Annotated in this window: 18 protein-coding genes; 8 read left to right on the forward strand and 10 right to left on the reverse strand. The window is 39.7% G+C overall.

Translation table 11 applies throughout. The features are described 5' to 3' along the window. On the forward strand, positions 1 to 164 hold a 164-nt coding region (locus tag FTT72_RS03990; RefSeq protein WP_005004295.1), incomplete at its 5' end, for an integrase core domain-containing protein. Between the two features lie 39 nt (positions 165 to 203). Here FTT72_RS03990 and FTT72_RS03995 read toward each other — a convergent pair. From FTT72_RS03995 to FTT72_RS04010, 4 genes are all read right to left on the reverse strand, one after another. Further along, complete coding sequence (locus FTT72_RS03995; RefSeq protein WP_180177912.1) at positions 204 to 1,052, reverse strand: hypothetical protein; 849 nt, start codon at positions 1,050 to 1,052, stop codon at positions 204 to 206. A 137-nt stretch (positions 1,053 to 1,189) separates the two neighbouring features. Then, positions 1,190 to 1,672 (reverse strand): peptidylprolyl isomerase, encoded by a 483-nt coding sequence (locus FTT72_RS04000; RefSeq protein WP_078189067.1) that lies wholly within the window; start codon positions 1,670 to 1,672, stop codon positions 1,190 to 1,192. Positions 1,673 to 1,808: 136 nt separating this feature from the next. Next, positions 1,809 to 3,110, reverse strand: a complete 1,302-nt coding sequence (locus FTT72_RS04005; RefSeq protein WP_180163612.1) for an NAD(P)/FAD-dependent oxidoreductase — start codon at positions 3,108 to 3,110, stop codon at positions 1,809 to 1,811. Between the two features lie 103 nt (positions 3,111 to 3,213). Further along, a complete protein-coding gene (locus FTT72_RS04010) occupies positions 3,214 to 4,527 on the reverse strand; it encodes a D-alanyl-D-alanine carboxypeptidase PBP6B (protein WP_180177913.1) in 1,314 nt (437 codons plus the stop codon). A gap of 180 nt (positions 4,528 to 4,707) precedes the next feature. Here FTT72_RS04010 and FTT72_RS04015 point away from each other — a divergent pair, with 180 nt between their 5' ends. Next, positions 4,708 to 6,411 carry a M61 family metallopeptidase gene (locus FTT72_RS04015; RefSeq protein WP_180177914.1) on the forward strand — a complete coding sequence of 568 codons (1,704 nt, stop codon included), beginning with the start codon at positions 4,708 to 4,710 and terminating at the stop codon, positions 6,409 to 6,411. Between the two features lie 64 nt (positions 6,412 to 6,475). Continuing rightward, positions 6,476 to 7,231, forward strand: a complete 756-nt coding sequence (locus FTT72_RS16240; protein ID WP_257228620.1) for a hypothetical protein — start codon at positions 6,476 to 6,478, stop codon at positions 7,229 to 7,231. 83 nt (positions 7,232 to 7,314) lie between these two features. On the opposite strand, the gene FTT72_RS04025 is transcribed toward FTT72_RS16240, so the two are convergent. Next, entirely contained in the window at positions 7,315 to 8,103 is a 789-nt protein-coding gene (locus FTT72_RS04025) for an rRNA large subunit pseudouridine synthase E (protein WP_180123971.1), read from the reverse strand. 189 nt (positions 8,104 to 8,292) lie between these two features. Here FTT72_RS04025 and icd point away from each other — a divergent pair, with 189 nt between their 5' ends. Continuing rightward, positions 8,293 to 9,546 (forward strand): NADP-dependent isocitrate dehydrogenase, encoded by a 1,254-nt coding sequence (gene icd, locus FTT72_RS04030; RefSeq protein WP_180111051.1) that lies wholly within the window; start codon positions 8,293 to 8,295, stop codon positions 9,544 to 9,546. Between the two features lie 418 nt (positions 9,547 to 9,964). Continuing rightward, positions 9,965 to 10,114, forward strand: a complete 150-nt coding sequence (locus tag FTT72_RS04035; protein ID WP_171319314.1) for a hypothetical protein — start codon at positions 9,965 to 9,967, stop codon at positions 10,112 to 10,114. 317 nt (positions 10,115 to 10,431) lie between these two features. Here FTT72_RS04035 and FTT72_RS04040 read toward each other — a convergent pair whose 3' ends face one another. Then, positions 10,432 to 11,607 (reverse strand): YbfB/YjiJ family MFS transporter, encoded by a 1,176-nt coding sequence (locus FTT72_RS04040; protein ID WP_180163377.1) that lies wholly within the window; start codon positions 11,605 to 11,607, stop codon positions 10,432 to 10,434. A 233-nt stretch (positions 11,608 to 11,840) separates the two neighbouring features. Beyond that, complete coding sequence (locus FTT72_RS04045) at positions 11,841 to 13,271, reverse strand: pyridoxal phosphate-dependent aminotransferase (RefSeq protein ID WP_078189059.1); 1,431 nt, start codon at positions 13,269 to 13,271, stop codon at positions 11,841 to 11,843. 228 nt (positions 13,272 to 13,499) lie between these two features. On the opposite strand from FTT72_RS04045, the gene msrB reads away from it, so the two are divergent. The 3 genes from msrB (at position 13,500) to FTT72_RS04060 (ending at position 15,027) form a co-directional block, all read left to right on the forward strand. Then, on the forward strand, positions 13,500 to 13,919 hold the full coding sequence (gene msrB, locus FTT72_RS04050) for a peptide-methionine (R)-S-oxide reductase MsrB (RefSeq protein ID WP_078189058.1): 420 nt from the start codon (positions 13,500 to 13,502) through the stop codon (positions 13,917 to 13,919). Next, complete coding sequence (locus tag FTT72_RS04055) at positions 13,916 to 14,404, forward strand: glutathione peroxidase (RefSeq protein ID WP_078189057.1); 489 nt, start codon at positions 13,916 to 13,918, stop codon at positions 14,402 to 14,404. The genes msrB and FTT72_RS04055 overlap by 4 nt, the downstream gene beginning before the upstream one ends. A gap of 113 nt (positions 14,405 to 14,517) precedes the next feature. After that, complete coding sequence (locus FTT72_RS04060) at positions 14,518 to 15,027, forward strand: energy transducer TonB (protein WP_180165347.1); 510 nt, start codon at positions 14,518 to 14,520, stop codon at positions 15,025 to 15,027. Between the two features lie 365 nt (positions 15,028 to 15,392). On the opposite strand, the gene dapC is transcribed toward FTT72_RS04060, so the two are convergent. Genes dapC through purT form a run of 3 tightly spaced genes read right to left on the reverse strand, consistent with a single transcriptional unit; the run spans position 15,393 to position 20,497 of the window. Further along, positions 15,393 to 16,562 (reverse strand): succinyldiaminopimelate transaminase, encoded by a 1,170-nt coding sequence (gene dapC, locus FTT72_RS04065; protein ID WP_180134679.1) that lies wholly within the window; start codon positions 16,560 to 16,562, stop codon positions 15,393 to 15,395. Between the two features lie 24 nt (positions 16,563 to 16,586). Further along, complete coding sequence (glnD, locus tag FTT72_RS04070; protein ID WP_180027234.1) at positions 16,587 to 19,253, reverse strand: [protein-PII] uridylyltransferase; 2,667 nt, start codon at positions 19,251 to 19,253, stop codon at positions 16,587 to 16,589. Positions 19,254 to 19,282: 29 nt separating this feature from the next. After that, on the reverse strand, positions 19,283 to 20,497 hold the full coding sequence (gene purT / locus FTT72_RS04075) for a formate-dependent phosphoribosylglycinamide formyltransferase (protein ID WP_180177915.1): 1,215 nt from the start codon (positions 20,495 to 20,497) through the stop codon (positions 19,283 to 19,285). Positions 20,498 to 21,184: the final 687 nt, after the last annotated feature.

Genomic DNA, 21,184 nt, shown 5'->3' on the forward strand with positions numbered 1-21,184 from the left:
AAGAGGTGTATCTCAAAGCCTACAGCAATGTTTTGGATGCGAAGAAGCAATTAAACGCATATTTTGAATTTTATAATTTGAAACGACCTCATTCGAGTCTGGACAAAATGACTCCAGATGAGTTTTACTATGACCAGCTACCACAACAAAATAAGGTAGCTTAACTAGAGCAGAGTATCACTTATAAATAAGCTTTTAGTTGTTCAAACATGTGGGACCACCTCTGGGTTCCATTTTTTTTCGTTACTTATTTTAATGGATGAATTTTCTAGGTCGGTTAAAAAATGTTTTGCAAATTTAGTTCCATACCAAACATTATCTTTAAATACCAGTGAACCATCAATATAAGTTCTCTTTAGAAGCTCATCGGGGACTAAGAATGCATCTTTTTGTTGTTTGAAAAACAAACGCCGCCACATGTGATTATAGTTTTTATTAAAGAATTGCTCATTAACTTGTAATGCATTTTGGGGTAATGCACGTAATTGAGTTGTTTGCGGTGTAATATCACGTCTAAGTGCACGTTCAGCCCAATTAGCCATACTTTCCAAGTACCATGCGTTTTTAAATTGTGCATAGCTATATTGGTATAAATGAAATAATTCGTGAGTGATCGTAGTCCAATAATTTCCAGGAAAGTCTTTTAATTGATTTGAAATAGAAATGCTGATAAAGCAAAGATTATTTTTAAGATTCGTGGCACTTGGCGCTCGAGATGAGTTTTCATAGGCGAGCCCATTTCCTTTTAGTTCGTGTACATATATGGCAATAGCCTTTACATTCTTATATCTTGGGCTTTTTAGAGGATGTCTAAATCCTGCTAGTTTAAAGATATCTCTTGATGCGACTGCTTGGATGGCAATATCTTCGATATAGTCAGGAATTGCATTATTGTTTGTATCGTTCAGATTTTGGATGCGGTCTCTACTTTTCTGTTTATCCGAATAAAAAATATAGAATTCATCTTTTTGATAGACGCGATTGAGTTGCTTTGCGCTTTTTAATTCGAAACTGCGACAAGTATCGCTAGATCCGTATGCTGGAAAAGACATATTTATGAGACATAGACTTAATAGAAGGGTATGAGTTTTCATTCTTATTCAATAAATTATTTGCTTTACATGAAATATAGCAAATAAAAAAAGGCAAAGTAAAAACTTTGCCTTTTTGCACTTGAGATCAGAGGATCTTAGTGGTGGTGACCGCCTGCACCGTGTACGTGACCGTGTTCAAGTTCTTCAGCAGAAGCTTCACGGATTTCAACGATTTCAACTTCGAAAGTTAAATCTTGACCAGCAAGTGGGAAGTTTGCATCAACAAGAACGTTGTCGCCTTCAACCGCTTTAACTGTCACGATTTGAACGCCGTCATCAGTTTGAGCTTGGAATTGCATACCAGGTTGGATGTTGTCCACGCCTTGGAACATTTGAGCAGGAACTTCTTGAACTAGGTCAGGGTTGTATTCGCCATAACCTTCAGCAGCAGGAACAGTTACAGTGAATTTTTCACCAACAGTTTTGCCTAAAAGTGCTTTTTCAAGACCTGGAATGATGTTACCAGCGCCGTGCAAATATGCTAGTGGCTCACCTTGAGATTGGTCGAGAGTTTCACCCTCTGCATTAGTCAATGTGTAGTGGAAAGAAACCACAGAGTTATTTGCAATAGCAGTCATGTTATTGATCCATTCAATTTTTTAAGGGTTACATCATAAAGTGAAATTGCACTTTTGTAGACTAAATTTATCAAAAAAATGCAATTTTTAAATGCTTATGATGCTTTTTTCATTAATCGGGGCAAATCTGTAAATTTCAATGCAATTTAATTTTAGGCGCGATTTTTCGTGTAACAAAATCTTTAGCCGTTAATAGTCCTGCATGTGCATAGCCGTAAATTGTGGCTTGATGCATTCGATACAATGAAACATACATTGATTTGGCAACAAAGCCTTGAACATTGACCTGACCTAAAAGTTCACCAACCGCTTTATGCTTGCTTAATGAGACTAGGGAGCCTTTGTCTGAAAATACGAACATTGGGAGTTGCTGACCACGGATGCGTGCCTTTAAGCAATCCACGAGAAATGACGCTTGTTGGCTGGCCACTTGAGCGCGTGGGCCGAGGACAGGCTCATCTGCGCGCGGTTGACAATGAGCACAATCACCAAAAGCGAAAATGTCAGGGTAGGCTTTGGTTTGTAGTGTTGCATACACACTTAAACGCCCCATACGGTCTTTTTCAAAACCTTCAAGCTTCGAAATCACTTCTGGTGTTTTAATACCTGCCGCCCAAACTTTCAGTTCAGCTTTAATTTTACTGCCATCATTAAAATAAACATGTTCAGCATCGACTTTTTCCACACGTTTAGAGGTTAAGACCTCAATTTTCATGCGTTGTAATTGCTGCTGTGCATGCTCGGCCATTTTTTCAGGGAGTGCAGGTAGAATCCGATCAGCACCTTCAATTAAATTGATCTGTACGCTTTGAGGATGAATTTTATTTAAACCATATTTATAAAAATTATTTTTGGCTTCAACCAATTCTGCTGAAAGTTCAACCCCCGTTGCACCTGCGCCAATAATGGCAATTTTCAACTCACGTGCTGTATTGCTATTTTGCGCATCCAAATACAACTGTAAGAGATCTTGTTGGAAGATTTCAGCTTGTTGCAGACTGTCTAAATAGTGGCAATGTTCATACACGCCCGGTGTATTGAAATCGTTGGAAACTGAGCCTAAAGCAAGAACAAGGGTGTCATAACTCAGTTGCAGTTGTTCTTGAATGGATTCATATTTACCTTGTTGGACTTTGCTGAGCTGAATTGTTTTTTCAGCAGGCTGAACATTTTCAAACTTAGCCAAGACAAATTCATAATGATGCTTCGCAGCATGCGCATAGTAGTTGATTTCTTCTTCGCTGACTGACATCGTCCCTGCGGCAATTTCATGCAAGAGGGGCTTCCAAACATGCGTGAGTTTCATATCTACGAGGGTAATGCGCGCTTTCTTTTTTTTACCGAGTAAATCACCGAGTTGTGTGACCAGTTCTAAACCACCGGCACCACCACCGACAATGACAATATGGTGTAACTTGGAGTCATCAGCGTTATTCATTGAATTACCTATTTTATTATTGTTGAAAAAAAGAAGATGGCACGAGTATGCCATCTTCTTTTTTGCACGAATAACGAATTGTCTTACAAGTTACATAATCACATCATTGACCTAAAGGGTAGGTTTTAACTTCTGCTGCATCCGTATTAAAGATGCTAAAAAGGCCTTTGATCCACATCATGAAACGCTCAAAAATATTGGCTTCTTCAATTTGCACGTCATCTTCGATATCAAAGGTATTGATCAGCTGATTATTTTGATAAACAGTAACGGTGGCTAATTTCATTACTTCAGCCAAAGGCGCAGTGAGTTCTTTTTCATTTACTTCAACACTCAGTTTGGTCTGTGTTTCATGAAGTGGTTCAATGGCTTGAATTTGGCCATTGCCAGTATTTAAAAGAATACGTTGCTGTGTAGGATCAAAAGCTTTTAAATCGATGGCATAAGCTTGATCATAAAGTGAAGTTGTAATCAGTTTAGGTTGTTGAGTTTCCACCTTAAACATTTTCAAGGTTGATTTAACCACAGGTAATTCTGCAATTAATTGCTTATCTTTGATTGCAACTTCATTACGTGTATAGGTATAAGCCAAGTTCATGAGGTTGTGAGCCACTTCAGCACGTTTTAATCCACTTTTTGCCCCTAATACTACAACAATCAAACGACGTTCTGGCGCGTCAGGATTCGCGATCAAACGGTTGGCTGTTAAAGCTAAGTTATAACCTGCAGCTTTAGTAAAACCTGTTTTTAAGCCATCAACGGTGGGATCTTGTTTTAATAAGATATTGGTTGCACGGTGGAAGCGTTGGTTATAACTAAAACTTTGTTGTTTTGAATAATACAAATAGTCAGGTGTTTCAGTCACCAGTGCTTGCCCTAAACGTGCAAGGTCAGCCGCCGATGAATAATGTTCTGGCATGGTAATACCGGCTGGATTTTGAAAATTGGTATCATTCATGCCCAAAGCTTTAGCTTCTTTGTTCATGCGTTCAATAAATTTTGGAATATCACCAGAAATACGTTCAGCTAAAGTCACTGCGGCATCATTGGCTGACATGACCACAAGACCTGCTAAAAGCTGATCAACTGAAATTTGTTCACCAGCTTTGAGATACATTTGTGATTCATCCCATTGAACCACTTGTACAACTGGGGTTGCGGTTAGGATTTCATTTTTCTTTAAATGACCTGCTTTAATTTCCTTTAAAGCAATATAAGCCACCATCATTTTGGTAAGTGAAGCAGGGGCACGCTGAACATGGCTATTATGTTCTGCAATCACCTGACCCGACTGAGGGTCTAAAATGGTCCAAGCTTCAGCTTCAACAGTTTCAGGGACAATATTTAAAAGGGCAGCATTTGCTATCGTGGAGCATAGAAAACTAAGCAGCGCGATGAGGTAGATCACGTGTTTCAATGAGGTTCCTTAACCAACCATTCCGTTGGTGGTAAAACGAAAAAATTTTTAGGCATGCTATGCCTTTTTTTTTCTGCTGACTAGTCATAATTGTAGACAATTGCGACAGTTCCGCATTCAGTTGTAAAAAATGTTAATCTAATTGATAAGTTATCTTTTACTAATTTTATATCGCCCATTATGTTGCATTATCAAATCGAATTTGACGATTATCGTCAGCATCTAGTCCATGTCACTGCACGTTTCTTGGCAAATCCAACACAGGTGCTTTCTTTGCCAACTTGGATTCCCGGAAGTTACTTAATCCGAGAATTTTCGAAGCATATCGAAGCTGTTCGAGCTTATGATGAAGATGGGCGTTTGTTACAAATAGAGAAATTTGAAAAAAATAAATGGCGTTTATTTAATACTGATCATGAGTTGATCACCGTTGAATATGATGTTTATGCCTTTGACTTGTCGGTCCGTGGTGCTTATGTCGATCAAAGCCGTTTATATGTCAATCCAGCTTGTGCATGTTTAGGTTTAGTTGACCAAGAAGATACAGCTATTGAGGTTGAAGTATTCTTGCCACCAGAGTTAAAGCATTTCCAACTTGCGACTGGATTAAAGTCAAAAAGTTTAGTGAAAGGTCGTTATACCTTGTATGCTGATAACTATGCTCAGTTAATTGATGCACCGTTTGAATTGGCGGAACAAACCCGTTTCAGTTTTGAAGCCAACGGCATTCCACATGAATTTGTGGTGTCGGGCAAACATGCCATGAACGCGCAGCGTATGCGGCAAGACATTGAAAAAATTTGTTCAACTGAAATTTCAATGTTTGGTTCGGCGCCCTTTAAGGACTATACCTTTATGACTATGGCAACGGCCAATAGCTATGGTGGTTTAGAGCATCCAAACAGTACGAGTTTAATTAGCCCGCGTGATGATTTACCAAAAGCCAATGAACCTGTAGAACCATCGGCAGATTATCAACGTTTCTTAGGGTTATGCAGCCATGAATATTTCCACTCATGGTTGGTAAAATTTATCCGTCCAGAAAACTTTGTGAATTATGACCTCAACAAAGAAGGCTATACCTCTTTGCTTTGGATTTTTGAAGGTTTTACATCGTATTATGATGATTTGATCTTGCTGCGTAGCGGTGTGATCAATCAGGATTCTTATATCAAGCTTTTAAAAGCACAAATAGATCGCTATTTGCAAAATCCGGGTCGTGAGATTCAAACTGTGGCTGAATCAAGCTTTGATGCATGGGTGAAATTCTACCGTCAGGATGAAAACTCAAATAACGCAGGTACAAGTTACTACAACAAAGGTTGCCTCGTTGCATTGTGTTTAGATCTAGGCTTACGCCTGCGCGGTTCTAGCCTTGATGCCTTAATGCGTAAGCTATATGAAAATGCGCAAAATGGCATTCAAGTCAATGAACGGACTATTTTCAATTTATGTAATGAATTAACAGGTGATGATTGGTTAGAACAAATCAATCATTTGATTAATACTACAGATGAATTGCCGTTAGATCAGTTGTTCCCTGAGTTTGGCTTAAGCTATACACTCAAAAATGACAAATCATTGCCATTTGGTTTAAAACTGGCTGATAAGCCTGAAGGTGTGTTGGTTCAGTCTGCTCGTCGTGACGGTGCGGCGACAAAAACTGGCTTGTCTGCAAATGATGTGATTATTGCAATTGATGGTCTAAAAGCGACAGTTAAATTGGCAGAAAAATATGCCAAGCAAGATGGAACTTATACCGTACTGGCATTCCGCCGTGATGAGTTGATGAGCTTTGAAGTAGAAGCGGCAGGTTCAGAATTGACGGAAGTTGAACTTAAAGTGGAAGATCAGGCTAAAGCTGAGAAGTGGTTAAAAGCTTAATTTGATAAGTATTTAATTTTCATGTAAAACCCATACTTAGGTATGGGTTTTTTATTAGTAAAAGATGAATCAAAAAAGTTTAAATTGGGGTATTGCTATTACAGGCATTTGGTTGACTGTAATTATTATTGTTTGGTTTTTTGGAGGTTTAGAATCTCCATCATCTTTAAATGAATTAGGAGATGCTCTTGCAGGCATTTTTGCGCCAATTGCATTCTTTTGGCTGATTATGGGGTATATACAACAAGGTAAACAGTTGGATCAAAATACCAAAGCTTTGGAACAGCAAGAAAGAGCGCTTCAATTGCAAATTGATGAGATGAAGGAGAGCGTTAAACAGCAAGGGTATCTTGCTCAGCTACAGTCAGAACAATTGAGAATGAATCATAATTCATGCCAACCTTACTTAGAATTATGCACTCCAAAATTAGAAATTGTTGATATTAGAGATCTATTAACTAATAAGCCTGAAAAGTTATGCTCATTAATTTTTAGTGTTTATTCGAGAATTAATGAATCAAGAATTGTTTTATTAATGACTTTGGATGACACAATTTATCAGCGTGAAATGAAAATATTAGTTGATGAGTCTATTGAATTTAAATTAAGGCTAGATTGTTTGAATGACACTTATACTAATGATTTTTTATCAGCAAAAATCAATGATTTGGATTTTAAATTTAAGATGAGATTTCAGAATATTTATGGATTAGAAACTGAAAATATTTATTCATATAGAATATTAAGACATGAAACAGGTGAGGTTCAAGTATTAAAGCCATCACTGAGAGATTCGTTAGTAGCAAGTAAAGTTGTATAAATTATGCTTCAAAGATACATATTTATTGAAAAAAAAGCTCACTGGCGTAAGCTTTTTTTCAAACTGATTTTTAAGAAATAATATCAACGCCCATTACGACCGCGGCCACGTGGAGCTTTGGTATTCGGACGAGTTGTACCATTGGTACGGCGTTTAGGTTTTTCGCTCTCATCCATTTGCCAGATACGTTTTGTACCAGACTTTTTCACTGAGCCATCTTTATTCTTACGAACCATTGGCTTACCACCTGTACCGCCTGGTTTTTTCACATAAGAGCGTGAACGGTAAGGTTCTTCAGCAGGTACATTTTGAAAGTCAGGGTAAAGTAAAGGTTCAATTTCTTTGGTTTCACCTGGCTCTAAAGCCAATTGAACTAAATCAATTGCACCAATACGTGTACGAATTAAACGTAAAGTTGGGAAACCCACTGCTGAAGTCATACGACGAACTTGGCGGTTACGGCCTTCACAAATTTGGATTTCAACCCAAGAGGTTGGAATGTTTGCACGGAAACGTACAGGAGGATCACGTTCCCATAACCATTCTGGTTGTTGTACTTTGAGGGCTTTGGCTGGCAAAGTCATACCATCTTTCAGCTCAACGCCTTTACGTAATTGCTCAAGTGCTTCTTCTGTGATGTCACCATCGACTTGCACTAAGTAGGTTTTGAACTTTTTATTTTCAGGGTTGGTAATGTACTGATTTAAACCACCATGATCAGTTAAAAATACCAAACCTTCAGAGTCCATATCTAAACGACCTGCAATACGTAGACTAGGATCGTCCACGAAGTCAGATATGGTCATATGCGCTTCGTCTTTACGGAATTGGGAGAGCACGTCATATGGCTTGTTTAAGATGACGATTTTCATAGGAAATAACTTCTATTAAATACAATAATTCAAATTGGTTAAGATTTATTCAATAGGGAAATGCAGCTATTTCCCATCTAAATCTCAAAAAAGGTAGATTTGCTTTAGAGTATTATGCGTGAAGCGCAATTAAAAGTCTTATCAAACAGCAATTATTTTTTCACTCGCTTCTCAGGGAGGATCATAAAAATGGGTTATCAGAAGATCGTCGTTCCAGTGGATGGGACAAAAATTACAGTAAATTCAGACTTATCATTCAATGTTCCCAATAATCCAATTATTCCATTTATTGAAGGCGATGGTATTGGTGTTGATATCACTCCAGTGATGAAAACCGTGGTGAATGCCGCAGTACAAAAAGCTTATGGTGGAAAACGTGCCATAGAATGGATGGAAGTTTATTGTGGTGAAAAAGCCAATAAAATTTATGGTACCTATATGCCCGAAGAAACCTTTGAGGCTTTACGCGAATTTGTGGTTTCAATTAAAGGGCCATTAACGACGCCTGTCGGTGGTGGCATTCGTTCGCTAAATGTTGCACTACGTCAAGAATTAGATCTCTACGTCTGTGTGCGCCCAGTACGTTGGTTTAAGGGCGTTCCTTCACCTGTTCAGCATCCTGAACGTACAGACATGGTGATCTTCCGAGAGAACTCAGAAGATATTTATGCAGGGATCGAATGGAAAGCAGATTCGCCTGAAGCCAAGAAAATGATCAAATTTCTTAAAGAGGAAATGGGCGTCACCAAGATTCGCTTTGAGGAAAATTGCGGTATCGGGATTAAGCCTGTATCTAAAGAAGGTTCTCAACGTCTAGTGCGTAAAGCCATTCAATTCGCCATTGATAACGATAAGCCGAATGTCACTTTGGTGCACAAAGGCAATATCATGAAATATACCGAAGGAGCGTTTAAGGAGTGGGGCTATGAAGTCGCAGTTGAGCGCTTTGGTGGTGAATTGCTAGATGGCGGTCCTTGGGTCAAAATAAAAAATCCGAAAACTGGCAAAGAGATCGTGATTAAAGATGCGATCGCAGACGCATTTTTACAACAAATTCTAATGCGTCCGACCGATTATTCAGTCATTGCTACCCTAAATTTAAATGGTGACTATATTTCAGATGCTTTGGCGGCTGAAGTTGGCGGCATTGGTATTGCACCAGGTGCCAATATTGGTGGCGCTGTGCAAGTATATGAAGCGACACATGGCACAGCGCCTAAATATGCGGGTCAAGATAAAGTAAACCCAGGTTCTATTATTCTGTCTGCAGAAATGTTGCTGCGAAATATGGGCTGGACAGAAGCTGCAGATCTAATTATTAAAGGTATTGCAGGGGCGATTGAAGCCAAAACAGTGACCTATGATTTTGAACGACTCATGCAAGGTGCAAAACTCTTGCGTTGTTCGGAGTTTGGACAAGCCATCATTGAGCATATGGACTAAGTTTATTTGCTAATCTAGGTGTAAAAAAGCTAGGTGTATAAAAAGGCTAGGTAAAAAGGACTGAATGATTCAGTCTTTTTTATGGGGAATAATTAAAAACACAGAATCATAGCTTCTCAATACCATTCAAAAAACAACACTCAAAAGGTGACTTCACGCAATCAATCAGATGGTCTGGCATGCTTGTCATGTTACTAAAAGTTTAAAACCACACTATTCGAGTGAACTTAAGTAATGCAGAAAATAGAGGGGGATTGATTTCAAATTAATTATTCTCCAGAAATTTTACAATGACGTAATTCGAAACATTTATCGGGTTGGTTCCATGAAAATTAGCGGTACATTGGTTGTTGTCCTTTAGTAGATGTACATCTAGTAACAGTACATTGTGACACTTATGATGATAAGGAGAAATGAAATGTCTCGTAAACAGCATCAACAAAACCAACAAACTGATCAACAGCAGCAAAATGATCAGCAACAGCAACAGCAACAGCAACAGCAACAAGACCAGAAGAAACAGAAACAACAGCCACATCAACGAAATCAGCGTCAACAACATCATTAATAGGCTAAAGACTTTGTGAGTCAAAGTTCATTTGGTCAAACGATTTTCTAATTGAACTAAATTTAAGTTTTATACGTAGACGAGAAGGAGATGAATTTGTCTAAGAAAACCAAATCACTTAAAAAGGAAATTAAAGCGAGGTTGAACAAAATTTCAAAGCATAATTCTGCTCTGAAAAAATTAAAGAAAAAGCTGAAAAAAGCTTAGCCCATTCACTCTTTATCAAAATGAAAAGACCTATTTATATAGGTCTTTTCTTTGTATGCATGACTTTTGTATGTGTGAATGGTGATGCAGTTGAATGTCTTGTGATCTACCTAGACGGGATTTTTGCTCAATTTTGCTGTGCGAGTGAACCAAAAGAGTTGCATTGTTCCAATGCCGAGTACGCATGCGGCCAAAATAAATTGCTGTGAATAATCAATACCAATTCGCTGTAAAAAACTAAAGCTTAAACCACCGATCAATTGAATAGATGCAAAGCACAGGGTTGCAATACTCCAGAGCTTTTTATAGGCGCTACCATAGATTTGCAAAATGGTATAAGAGGTGAGAAAAACCACTGCTGGATTGAGCAAGCCTGTCGCAAAAGAAGATAAAAAAGTAAAAAGTGGATGGATATTAATAATCGCTATAAAAATCGCGAAGACATAGCTGCTATATAAAATTTTAAGAGCACTAATATTTCCCAGTTTTTGTGCTAAGCAGTAAGCAGCAAAGGCTCCTAAAGCACTTCCTAGACCATATAAAATCCAATTGAAATTGATCCCGATCGGGCTGAGGTGTAGGGTGTGAGTTAAATAGTCAATCCAAAATAATGAATGGGGCACGTAAGCAAATGCACTGGTGCTATACACAATTAAGAGACAATAGAAAATTCCATCGACTTTATGTTCTGCAGCTGAAATTGCAGTGAGTGTTGTAAGCTGTGATTTAAAACCCTTTAAAAGCACGCTGAGTAACATACAAATCAGGGCTGAAAAAGAAAACAAAATCAACCAAGCCCACATTGTGGAAATATCTTGGATGTAAGGCAAAAATAGCGTTGCCATTAAGACCCCCAAGCCAATACCGCTAAAACCAATAAAGTTGATTTTAAAGCGGTCTTGAAGCTGTGAACATTGGGCCACGACACTTGGGGAGAGGATCATTAGTAAGCCGCCACTGATCCCTGAAATTACGCGCCAAGTGCTGTACCAAATTTCTGAAAAACCTGAAAATGCACAACTGAGTAAACTGAGTGTCCCTGCAATAGCCGCGAGTTGGATGTAGCTCACCATGCTTTTATTTTGGGGTAATTTCATGGCCCAAAATGCGCCGATTAAGTAGCCGAGCAAATTGGCACTACCTAAGATGCTGGCAAAACTTAGGCTCCAACCAAATGCTTCGCGGGTTGAAGGGAGTAGTGCGGTATAGGAAAAACGTAAGATCCCTATGCCGAGGCACATGCTTAGACAGAGAAATAGGCTCAGTTTAATTTTGTTTGAGAACATCCTGTACTCATGTGTTTTTATGATTGGTTAAAAAATAACATGAATATGCTGTAGAAAAATCAACAGATCTTAAAGTTTTGACTAAGGTCTAAGCTCAAAATAAATTATTAAAAACTTAACTATTCAAAAAGATAGCTACGGTGTGAGTACAGTATAGAAATCAAATTTAAGCATACAGTAATAAAAAAACCGTACAGCACGTACGGTTTTTTTATTTTTAAAGCACTTATGAATTAACGCATTTTCGCCAAGAAACGACCTAAACGAGTCAGTGCTTCACGTAGTTCATTTTCAGCAGGCAAGAACACCACACGGAAGTGATCTGGTGTTGGCCAGTTAAAGCCCGTACCTTGAACCAAAAGTACTTTTTCAGCACGGAGGAAATCCAACATGAATTTCTCATCGTCTTGAATTGGGTAAATTTCAGGATCCAGTTTAGGGAAGCAGTACATAGCACCCTCTGGTTTCACACAAGACACACCCGGAATATCATTCAACATTTCCCAAGCAATGTTCCGTTGTTCATATAAACGGCCGCCCGGACGGATTAAATCATTAATCGATTGATAACCGCCTAAAGCTGTTTGAATCGCATATTGCGCTTGGTGGTTGGCACATAGACGCATTGAAGCCAACATGTCTAAACCTTCAATGTAGTCGAGCGCACGTGATTTATCGCCTGTAATTGCCATCCAGCCCGAACGGTAACCTGCAATTCGGTATGCTTTCGATAAGCCATTGAAAGAAATACACAACTGATCACCTGCCAATGAAGCAACAGAGACATGCTCAATGCCGTCATAAACGATCTTGTCGTAAATCTCATCAGCAAATAAAATTAAGTCGTATTTCTTCGCAAGAGCCACAATTTGCTCGAGCACATGACGTGGGTAAACCGCACCTGTTGGGTTGTTCGGGTTAATCACCACGATACCGCGAGTATTCGGTGTGATTTTACTTTCCATATCAGCAATATCTGGATACCAGAAATTCTCTTCATCACATTTATAGTGAATAGCTGTACCGCCAGAAAGGTTAACTGCCGCTGTCCAAAGCGGATAATCCGGCATTGGCACCAGCATTTCGTCGCCATCATCGAGCAAACCTTGCATCGCCATCACGATCAGTTCAGATACGCCATTGCCGACATACACGTCATTGACGTGCATATTTAAGATACCTTTTTGTTGATAATACTGACAAATCGCTTTACGCGCAGGGAAGATGCCTTTTGAGTCGGTATAACCAATTGCGTTTGGCAGGTTGAGTGCCACGTCGTTAATAATTTCTTGAGGCGCTTCAAAACCAAAAGGTGCGGGGTTACCAATATTTAATTTAATAATTTTATGGCCTGCCTCCTCCATCTCATTGGCCGCTCGCAACACTGGTCCGCGAATGTCGTAGCAAACATGCTCGAGCTTAGACGATTTCTTAATTTCGCGTGGGGTGTTAAACGTATTCGGCATTTTTATATTCTCGGAAAGAGTGGAGGTCACTTTTGCATAACGGTATAAATAGCTTTTAAATGTCTCGGTCGTTACTAAATCGAGATGATGTTCGTCTCTGAGTAAAGCAACTATTTTTTCATGCGTAAACCCTGCCTGTTGATATTGTTTGATCACGGGCAGCAGATTTTTAAAAATTACGCTCTTTTTCTGCGACATTTTTTAATCCTGAGCAAGAGTAGCGCTAAGATTATCACTAAAGTTGCTCACAAAAAAGCATTTAATTTGGCATTTTGCTTACCATGATTTTATATTTGCTTACCTTTTGCTTTTTTGGTCATTATATAGATTTTGTAAATTGTTGAATAAAGACTAGAAATTTAAGAATGAATGACGTAAATATAGGATTATCCTATTTTAAATACCACGATATAAAGGGACGTCATCATGGGAAAACTCAATAAAACAGAAAGAGAATGGCAAAGAGAATTGTCACCAGAAGAGTTTCGCATAACGCGTCAGAAAGGCACGGAGCAAGCTTTCACTGGAAAATATTGGAATACGAAACAAGCTGGCACGTATGTATGTCGTTGTTGCGGGGAACCGCTTTTTTCTTCTGAAACAAAATACGATAGCGGTTGTGGTTGGCCAAGCTTTTATAAGCCAATTGAACCTGCTGCGGTGGAAGAAAATGTAGATACGACACACGGTATGGTCAGAACAGAAATTGTTTGTCATCATTGTGACGCTCACTTAGGGCATGTTTTTGCTGATGGCCCACAGCCGACTGGATTACGTTATTGTATTAATTCGGCATCCTTAGAATTAGAAACAAAAGAAAAAAATGATGAGGAAACTTATCCATGACCACCATTCACCAGTTTGAAGCAGAATTACTGGACGGAAGTAATAAATCCTTTGCAGATTATGAAGGCAAGGTTTTATTAATTGTAAATACAGCCAGCAAATGTGGGTTTACTCCGCAATTTGCAGGTTTGGAGAAAATTTACGAACAATATAAAGATCAAGGTTTGGAAGTTTTAGGCTTTCCATGCAACCAATTTGGCGGACAAGATCCGGGTTCGAATGATCAAATTGGCGCGTTTTGTCAAAAAAACTATGGCGTATCTTTCCCGATGTTTGCCAAAGTGAATGTAAAAGGCCCTGAAGCGCATGTGATTTTCCGTTACTTAACCAATAACTCGAAAGGCGTATTGGGAAATGGCATTAAGTGGAATTTTACGAAGTTTTTAATAGGGAAAAATGGTCAGGTCTTGAACCGCTATGCACCCACGACAAAGCCTGAAACCTTGAATGAAGATATTGAAAAAGCTTTGGCTCAGTCTAAATGATGTGAATCATTGGTGGAACTGAGGTTGATATAAAGGCGCGAAAGCGTCTTTATTTTTTTGGATGTTTTATACTGACGGCTCTTTATTTGAAGGTCATAACATTGTTTAAGCAGATGGTTAAACGTCGAATTTGTGTTTTAACGGTTTTTTTACCTATATGTGTGGGTACAGCTTGGGCAGATAGCAATTTGAACGCTTCTGAATCTGCAGAAACTTCTGTTGATGTCAGCAATCTAGACCGCACGACAGATGCTCAGGTCAATGCATTATTGCAATTATTAAAAACACCTGTAGAAGAATACCAACCTACGCGTGTTGCCGATGTAATTGATCCACATGTCAAACCGAAAATGTATGAAGTCTCTTGGGTAAATGCACCGCAATATGTGCTGTCTACGTCTGAGATGAAAGCGTATAAGCATCCTGTCAAACTACAGCTCACTGTGATTGCTACAACAGGCTATATTGGTAGCTCAAAACTCATTGCAAGTTCAGGCTCTAAAAGCTTTGATCAAAAAGTACAAAAATCCCTATTGGTTGCGCGACTTGAACCCATTCCGATGGTCGATAAAAATCTCAGTTATACCGTTGAACATGAATTTGCTATTCATCCACCTCAATAAGCTTATAGCAGAAGGCAAATTTTGAGTTCCATAAATGATCTGTTATTACTGGTGCATCTAATTGATAATGAAAGATATTACTTTGCAACTAGCTAAAACCTTTCAGATGTCTGCTTATCTATTCGCTTTACAACAATCCGTTATGATCATACTTATTTTTCATACAGCGTTTAACACTGAGCGAACCTCGAACATTTAAATTGGGTGGTACATTTGATTTCTAATGGTTTTCAGTGATTTCTCAATAATTGTTTATAAGTAATTATTGCTAGATGATTAGCTCTGAATAAGTGTTAAGAAATGACTCAAATAAAAATGCCCCAGATTTGGGGCATTTTTATTTTAAGCAAATCGCTTTAAATCAATTAAAGTACTGCTTTTAAGCGACGAATTACTTCTTCACATTGGGCAATATCAGCAACCAGAGCTAAGCGGACATGGTTTTCACCCGGATTACCTTGTGCTGTATCACGTGATAAATAACGGCCTGGAAGCACTTTAACGTGTGCTTTTTCCATCAGCATTTTGGCAAAAGTTTCATCATTATCCACTTTTAACCAGTAGTAGAACCCTGCATCAGGTTTTTGTAATGGCAGTAAGTGACCCAATTCGCGTTGGAATAATTCGAATTTTGCACGGTACTGTACGCGGTTTTCTTCGACGTGTGCTTCGTCATCCCAAGCTGCAATTGAAGCCAACTGGTGTTGAACAGGCATCGCAGCGCCATGATAAGTACGGTATTGTAAATAAGGTTTTAAAAGCGCAGCATCACCTGCCACAAAGCCAGAGCGCATACCCGGTAGGTTAGAACGTTTAGACAGTGAGTGGAATACCACGCAGTTTTTATAGTCATCACGGCCCATTTCAGCACAGACTTCAAGCAGACCAATAGGTGCTTCATCAAACCAAAGCTCTGAGTAGCATTCATCCGACGCAATCACAAAATTATATTGGTCAGACAGAGCAATCAGTTTTTTAAACTGTTCTTTAGAAAGTACCGCACCTGTAGGATTACCCGGTGTGCAGACAAACAATAAAGCGGTTTTTTCCCAAACTTCAGCTGGCACAGCGTCAAAGTCGCCAAGGTAGTTATTTTCTTCTGTACAGTTGATGAAGTAAGGTTCTGCACCCGCAAGTAAAGTTGCACCTTCATAGATTTGGTAGAACGGATTTGGCATCACCACATAAGGGGCATCTTCACGTTTAACCAAAGCTTGTACAAACGAGAAGATCGCTTCACGCGTACCTGACACAGGTAGGACGTTGGTGTCTGCATTGATGCTATTGAGTTTAAAGCGACGAGTTAACCAATTTGCAATACTTGTGCGGAGCTCAGGTAAACCCTTGCTGTTTGGGTAAGTGGATAAGTGCTGAAAATTATCAATAATAGCCTGTTTCACAAACTCCGGTGCAGGATGCTTTGGTTCACCAATCGATAGGGGAATCAAAGGCAAATCTGCGGGTTTCACATCCTGAAATAGCTTATTTAGCTTTTCAAATGGATAAGGGTGCAATAATGACAAACTGGAGTTCATGGAATGGATACCGATCAATTTAAGTTAATGATGACTACAAACCTGATTCGAAGCTTCATCAAGTGCTGACTTTAATTGTGCAGCAAACGTTTCTGCTTCTGAATCGCTCATAGGTGAGCCATCTTTTTTAGTGACATAGAAAATATCTTCAGCACGTTCACCGAGCGTCGCAATTTTCGCAGAGTGAATATCTAGGCCTTGCATCATAAATAAACCACCGACTTTAGCAAGTAAGCCCGGATGGTCAAGTGTCGCAATTTCAACCATATTTTGTTGAAGCGCTTCATTAAAAGAAATACTCACGGTATTTTCAATATCAAAATGACGCAGTTGACGTGGAATACGACGTTGCATCAGGCCTGGGTACTTGTCAGATTGGCTCAAGGCTTTTTTGAGCGCTTCAATAACGGTTTGTTCACGTTCAGGATCTGTTAATAAGGTGCCAAAACGGTCAAGTACAACATAGGTGTCCAAACTAAATGCAGTGGATGCTGTGATAATCCGAGCATCTTGAACGTCTAGATTCATTCTGTCCATAATTGCCACTGTGGTTGCAAACAAGTTAGGCTGATCTTGAGTGTAAATAAAGATCTGTACCGCATCTTGTGCAAATTTACGATGTGCTCGCATCATCACCAATGGTTCTGCATTATTGCCATGTTTTAAAATGGCGCGTGTATGCCATGCGATTTCATCGGCAGATTCTTTTAGGAAATATTCATCACCGAGTTCTTGCCAAACAGTTTCTACATCGTAGAGCGCAAAATCATTGACTAATAGTTCGCTGGCCGCAAATTTAGTGTCTTCAATCAGCATTGGATAGTCTACAGGACGACCTAAACCTGAACGAATCACATCACGTGCTTGTGTATACAGTTGACGCATGAGTGATGCACGCCATGTATTCCAAAGCGTCGGATTGGTTGCGTTGATATCGGCAACTGTTAAGGTGTAGAGATAGTCGAGATGCTCCATATCGCCCATTTTCTCAGCAAATTCTTTCACCACATCTGGATCGGAAATGTCTTTTTTCTGAGAAGTAACGGACATCAATAGATGGTTTTGAATCAACCATGCGACAAGGTTGCACTCACGTTCAGTAAACCCATGGGTACGGCAGAAATCAATTGCATCCGCTGCACCAAGTTCACTGTGGTCACCACCACGACCTTTGGCGATATCATGGAAAATTGCCGCTAAATATACGATGTCACGGCGCGCCAGTCGTTGGAATACAGAGCTAACGACAGGGAAGTCCTTAGCAAATTCAGGCTCTTTAAAACGGTTTAAATTACGTAATAATAATAGGGTATGGGCATCGACAGTATAAATATGGAACAAGTCGTATTGCATGAGTCCCATGATTTGCCCAAAGGCAGGAATATAGTTGCCGAGCACACCATACCGTTTCATCGCCACCATGGTGTCATATAAACGGTAGGGTGAGCGAATGATTGCCATAAATAAGGCTTGATGTGCAGGATTGTCACGGAAGTTTTGATCAATACGTTTTGCCGCAAGTGACAATAAACGTAAAGTTCGGGCACGAATGCCTTCAATTTCTGGACGATTCGCCAAGAGGTAGAAAATTTCTAGAATAGCACTTGGATTTTCAGAGAAAATTTTATGATGCTGCACAGCCAATTTACCATCAACTAATTTGAAATTGGCATTGATCTCTTCAATTTTACGTTCATAGTCAGGTAAGCGTGGCGTAATGACAGATTCATTAAAATAAGCCAAGAGCATTTCATTTAACGTCGTCACTTGCTGAGCGCTACGATAGTAACGTTTCATGAACTGTTCGATTGGATAATTCGGTGATTTACCTTCTTCGCGCTGATAGCCAAATTTAGCGGCAATGTCACGTTGATAATCAAACAATAATCGGTTTTCGTCGCGCTTGGTTAAGCGATGTAAATGATGACGGATTTCCCAAAGAAAGCTTTCTGTTTCTTCAAGAACGCCAAGTTCAAACTCTGAAATAAAACCTAGATGTACAAGGTCATAGATGCGATTGACACGGAAATGACGCTTTGCAATCCAACCGATTTGGTTGATGTCGCGGATACCACCGGGCGCATTTTTAATATCGGGTTCTAAGTTGCTTTCGGTATTGTTATGTTGAGCATAGCGTTTGGCTTGCTCTTGCATTTTGGCATCATAGAAGGTTTTATCCGTCCATGTCTGTGACACGATACGGCGTGGCCATTTGGCTAGGTGTTCATTGCCCACAATCAAACGTGCTTCGATCAGCGCTGTTGCCACGGTTAAATCATTGGTGGCTTGAGCAACACAATCGTTAATAGTACGTACACTGATGCCCGGTTTGAAATTACCAACATCCCAAAGTGTTGAAATAAAGCTGGAGATGAGTTTTTCTTGTTCTGGGCTGATTTCATCCTCAGACAAAATCATGATATCGACGTCGGAGTATGGCAGCATTTCACGGCGACCATAGCCACCTACAGCAAACAAACCGAGATCGGTTTGGTCGAGTTCAGCATGTGTCCATAAGAACTTTAAAGCTTCATCGATTAGATTCGATCGCGCCAAAATCACATCACGAATCGACTGTCCATTTTCAAAGCATTCCTGTAGCTGATTTTCAACATCTGAGCGCCATTGGTTAATCGCCTGAATGTCGTGGTTACTTTTAATGTAATTCAGCAGAGGAAGCGTATTGATCATGAACAGTGGTCCGTTAAGGTGTTACAAACTTAGTTTTGTTGAACACTGACTTGTTGTACAGCATGTTGAGCAAGTTCACGCGCGTGATCTGTGGTTTCAGCGCGTGCTGTTGCTACGCCCATACGGCGACGTTTAAAGCCTTCTGGTTTACCAAAGAGGCGTAAATCGGTGTCTGGATTAGCCAAAGCAAGATTTAAGCCAGTAAATGATAAATTGGTATCATCCACGCCTGCATAGATGACTGCGCTCGCAGCAGTACTGTGTCGAGCAGTATTCACAGGCAGACCAAGAATGGCACGTGCATGCAGTTCGAATTCGCTTTGGAATTGCGATGCAAGAGTGACAAGGCCTGTATCGTGTGGACGAGGTGATACCTCACTAAACCATACTTTATCGCCTTTGACAAACAGTTCCACCCCAAAAATGCCACATCCACCTAATGCAATGGTTACTTTATTGGCAATACGCTTGGCTTCCTCTAATGCAAGAGCAGTCATAAGTTGTGGCTGCCAACTTTCTACATAGTCACCAGCGTCTTGGCGGTGGCCAATCGGGTCGCAAAATGATGTTTCAATTTCACCTGTTTCTGCATTTTTAGCACGAACAGTCAGCAGGGTGATTTCAAAGTCAAAGTCAATTTGTGATTCCACGATCACGGTGCCTTGATTTACACGTCCACCTGTTTGTGCATATTCCCAAGCAGCATCGACTTCATCAAAGCTTTTTACACGTGACTGTCCTTTACCCGAAGACGACATGACAGGCTTAACAAAATTTGGATAGCCAATGTCATCGCATGCAGCACGGAACGCTTCAAGGGTATTGGCAAATCGGTAGGCTGAAGTTGGGAGTCCAAGCTCTTCGGCAGCTAGACGGCGAATCCCTTCACGATTCATCGTCAGGTTGACAGCTTTTGCAGAAGGAATGACAGTGGCAATCTTTTGTTCTTCAATCTCGACCAAAACTTGAGTCGCAATGGCTTCAATTTCAGGGACAATCAAATGAGGCTTAACTTGAGAAATTAAGGCTTTAAGTGCCTCAGGATCTGCCATATTTAAAGTATGAGAAAAATGTGCAACTTGCATGGCAGGAGCATGGTCATAACGATCGGCAGCATGAACTTCTACACCCAAACGTTGCAATGAAATCACAACTTCTTTACCGAGTTCACCAGAACCTAACAGTAAGACTTTATACGCTGAAGACTGAAGTGGAGTACCAATAGTGACGCTCATGTAAATCATCCATGCTTGATTTTATGGGAATTTAAGCATAGCAGAACTTGTTCGAGAGATAAGCGAGTGTTCACATAAATAAATGATATTGTCCAACAATTTTTTTTATATCTTTATGGGGTGCGTTCGTGTAATTATTTACCTGTGAAAATCTTTAAAAAGTGGTATTTAGTTGTTTTTTATTTAAATTCACTTTAAATATACCTGCATTTTTTACAGATGCAGGGAATGGCTCAATATCCAAATTTGCACATTGAAGCGCACAAAGCTGTATAGATGTTTGGCGGAAATTGGGCCAGTACAGCAATCCGAGCAGTGGTGCGACGCATATGCATAAAATAAATATCATTCCAACTAAAACGGCAGTGAAATGAAGCGCGTCTGTAGCCACCGACAGAAGGTGAAATGATGAATTGAGCCATGAACTGAGGCTGAAAATGCACAATAGAAAAACCAATAAGAAGCCGATCAGCTGCAGAAAATTGCTGAACAGACGAGGCATCGATATGTGTGAAAACATCAGGCGACGTGGATGTAAGTGCAGAATCTGCTGTGTGCAGTTATATAAACCCACAATCATTTTTTGTTGATTTTTCTCTATATAGATGGCGCGGATCTGATCTGTAGATTGGCAATGTACAGCGCAGAAATTAGCACTGAATAGCTGGCTTTGAATGAAGCATTCAAATATACGCT

This window comes from Acinetobacter sp. YH01005 (assembly GCF_013420465.1).
Taxonomy (GTDB): domain Bacteria; phylum Pseudomonadota; class Gammaproteobacteria; order Pseudomonadales; family Moraxellaceae; genus Acinetobacter; species Acinetobacter amyesii.